Origin of the sequence: Aeromonas sp. HMWF014 (assembly GCF_963878295.1) — a bacterium.
Taxonomy (GTDB): domain Bacteria; phylum Pseudomonadota; class Gammaproteobacteria; order Enterobacterales; family Aeromonadaceae; genus Aeromonas; species Aeromonas popoffii.
Genome location: NZ_CAWNYS010000536.1, coordinates 1 through 3,017 on the forward strand (window position 1 = coordinate 1; position 3,017 = coordinate 3,017).

3 protein-coding genes are annotated in these 3,017 nt (G+C 61.6%); all 3 read left to right on the plus strand.

The annotated features are described in order from the left end of the window. Positions 1–83 precede the first annotated feature (83 nt). Entirely contained in the window at positions 84–1,145 is a 1,062-nt protein-coding gene (fliG, locus tag AAC083_RS20965) for a flagellar motor switch protein FliG (RefSeq protein ID WP_042034110.1), read from the plus strand. Positions 1,146–1,213: 68 nt separating this feature from the next. Further along, the gene (gene fliH / locus AAC083_RS20970; protein WP_042034109.1) at positions 1,214–2,002 is read left to right on the plus strand and encodes a flagellar assembly protein FliH; all 789 of its coding nucleotides are present in this window, start codon (positions 1,214–1,216) and stop codon (positions 2,000–2,002) included. Positions 2,003–2,072: 70 nt separating this feature from the next. After that, the coding region (locus AAC083_RS20975) for a FliI/YscN family ATPase (RefSeq protein ID WP_108537627.1) at positions 2,073–3,017 on the plus strand (945 nt) is incomplete at its 3' end.

Below are 3,017 nucleotides of genomic sequence, written 5' to 3' on the forward strand. Positions count from 1 at the left end.
CTTGCTCAAGGCGGTACGTGCGCTGGTGGCGAACGAACCTGATCTGGCCGCACAGGTCATTAAAGAATGGGTAACGAACAAAGATGCCTGAAGATAATAAGACCCAAGTCACTGGCAATGACATTACCGACAGCCAGCGCCAAATCCTGGATCAGATGAGCGGGATGGAGATGGCGGCTGTGCTGATGCTGAGCCTCAACGAAGAGGATGCCGCCCAGATATTCCGTCATCTCGAGCCCAAGCAGGTGCAACGGCTCGGTATGTCGATGGCCTCAATGTCTGACTTCAGTCACGATCGGGTGGCGGCGGTGCACCGTCAATTCATCGATGATATCCAGAAGTACACCAACATAGGTATCGGTAGTGAAGACTTCGTGCGCAAAGCGCTGGTGGCAGCCCTTGGCGAAGACAAAGCCAGCAACCTGGTGGATCAGATCATCCTGGGTTCCGGTGCCCGTGGTCTTGATTCCCTCAAGTGGATGGATGCCCGCCAGGTAGCCAGCATCATCCAGAACGAACACCCGCAGATCCAGACCATAGTGCTCTCCTATCTGGAACCGGAGCAGTCTGCCGAGATCCTGAGTCAGTTCCCGGAGCAGGTGCGTCTGGATCTGGTGATGCGGATCGCCAACCTCGAAGAGGTACAACCGGCAGCGTTGCAAGAGTTGAACGACATCATGGAGAAACAGTTCGCCGGCGCGGCTGGCGCCCAGGCAGCCAAGATGGGCGGCCTGAAGGCGGCGGCCAACATCATGAACTACCTGGATACCAATATCGAAGGCCAGCTGATGGACTCCATCCGCGACTCGGACGAAGAGATGAGCCAGCAGATCCAGGACTTGATGTTTGTGTTCGAAAACCTCATCGATGTGGACGACCGCGGCATTCAGACCATGCTGCGGGAAGTGCCGGGGGATCTGCTGCAGCGCGCCCTCAAGGGTTCCGACGATCAGATGCGCGAGAAGATCTTCAAGAACATGTCCAAACGGGCGGCCGAAATGCTGGCAGACGATCTGGAGGCCATGGGGCCGATCCGGGTCTCCGAAGTGGAAGCGGCTCAGAAAGAGATCCTCTCCATCGCCCGCCGTCTGGCGGATGCTGGCGAGATCATGCTGAGTGCCGGTGGCGGCGAGGAGTTCCTCTAAACCATGGACTATCAACTCTACAGTTTCGCCGTGCCACATCCGGTGCTGGCGAGGAGCGCCTCTAAAGCATGAACAACAAGCTGCGTGGCTATGTACGTCCCGATGGGGAGGATGCTCGGGTCGAGGCCTGGGGCTGGCCCGAGATGGAGGTCGAGTCCGAGGTCGAGACCAATGCCCTCGGGTTGACGCCGGACTGGTATCGGCAGGAGGCAGAGGCGCCGGTTGAGGAGCCCGCAGAGGAGCCGGTCCCCAGTATCACGGCAGAAGAGCTGGAAGCGATCCGTCAGGCCGCGTGGGACGAGGGCATGGCCGAAGGCCAGGCCGCCGGCTTTGCCAAGGGGCTGGAAGAGGGCAAGCTGGAAGGCTTGCAACAGGGTCATGCCGCCGGGCTGGAGCAGGGCAAGGAGGAGGGACTGGCCATGGGCCGCGAGTTGGTGGATCAGCAACTGGCTCACTGGCAGTCACTGGTCGATCGTCTCGCCACCCCCCTCAGCGAGCTGGATCAGGCAGTGGAGCAGCAGCTCATCGCCCTGATGCTGCAGCTGACCCGCGCCCTCATCCGGCACGAGGCAGAGACTTCCCCGCGCATACTGCTAGAGGCCCTCAAACAGGGGTTGGCTTTGCTGCCTGCCGCCGAGCAGGGGGTTACCCTGATGCTGCATCCTGATGACATAACCCGGGTCGAGCAGGCGTTCGGAGTGGAAGAGTGCGCCAAGCGTCACTGGCGGCTGCAAAGTGATCCCACCCTCTCTCCTGGCGACTTGCAGCTGGCGACCGAACTTTCCAGCATTGACCTGACGCTGTCGGGACGCATCGATCAGCTGCTGCGCAACTTTTTGCGGGACAATCACGCATAACCGGCGGCGGACAGGTGTAACCACCCGCCGCCAGCATGACCCATCTCAATATCGCATTTCAGGAGGCCAGATGAGCGGCTCGTTACTCACTCGGTTGCAAGGGTATCGGGTGCGCGATATCGCGCCCAAGCCGCCTGTCGCTGGCAAGTTGACCCGGGTGGTGGGCCTCACGCTGGAAGCCATCGGTTGCCGCGCCGCCATCGGTGCCCTCTGTCGCATCGATACCCAGGATGGGATGCTGGAGGCCGAAGTGGTGGGCTTCTCCGGCGATCGTCTGTTCCTGATGCCGAGCGAGCAGCTCAAGGGGGTGATCCCCGGTGCCAGGGTGGTGCCCATCACAGAGGAGCACGGCATCCCGGTTGGTATGAACCTGCTTGGCCGGGTCATCGACGGTATCGGCCAGCCACTCGATGGCCTCGGCCCCATTCTCTCCTCCCAGACGGTGCAGTTTGCCCAGCACCGCATCAATCCGCTCTCCCGTCGCCCTATCCATCAGCCGATGGACGTAGGGGTGCGCGCCATCAACGCCGTGCTGACGGTGGGTCAGGGCCAGCGGATGGGACTGTTCGCCGGTTCAGGCGTCGGCAAGTCGGTGCTGCTCGGGATGATGACCCGTGGCTCGGTGGCGGACGTGGTGGTGGTGGGTCTTATTGGTGAGCGGGGCCGGGAAGTCAAAGAGTTTATTGAAGATATTCTGGGGGAGGAGGGGCGTGCCCGCTCCGTGGTGGTGGCGGCCCCGGCCGATGCCTCGCCCCTGATGCGCCTTAAGGGGTGCGAAACTGCGCTCGCCATTGCCGAGTATTTTCGCGATCAGGGGCTTAACGTGCTGCTCTTGATGGACTCCCTCACCCGTTACGCCCAGGCCCAGCGTGAAATCGCGCTGGCAGTGGGCGAGCCGCCAGCGACCAAGGGGTATCCGCCCTCGGTATTTGCCAAATTACCGGCGCTGGTGGAGCGGGCGGGTAACGGCAGTGACGGCCAGGGTTCCATCACCGCTTTTTTCACCGTGCTGACC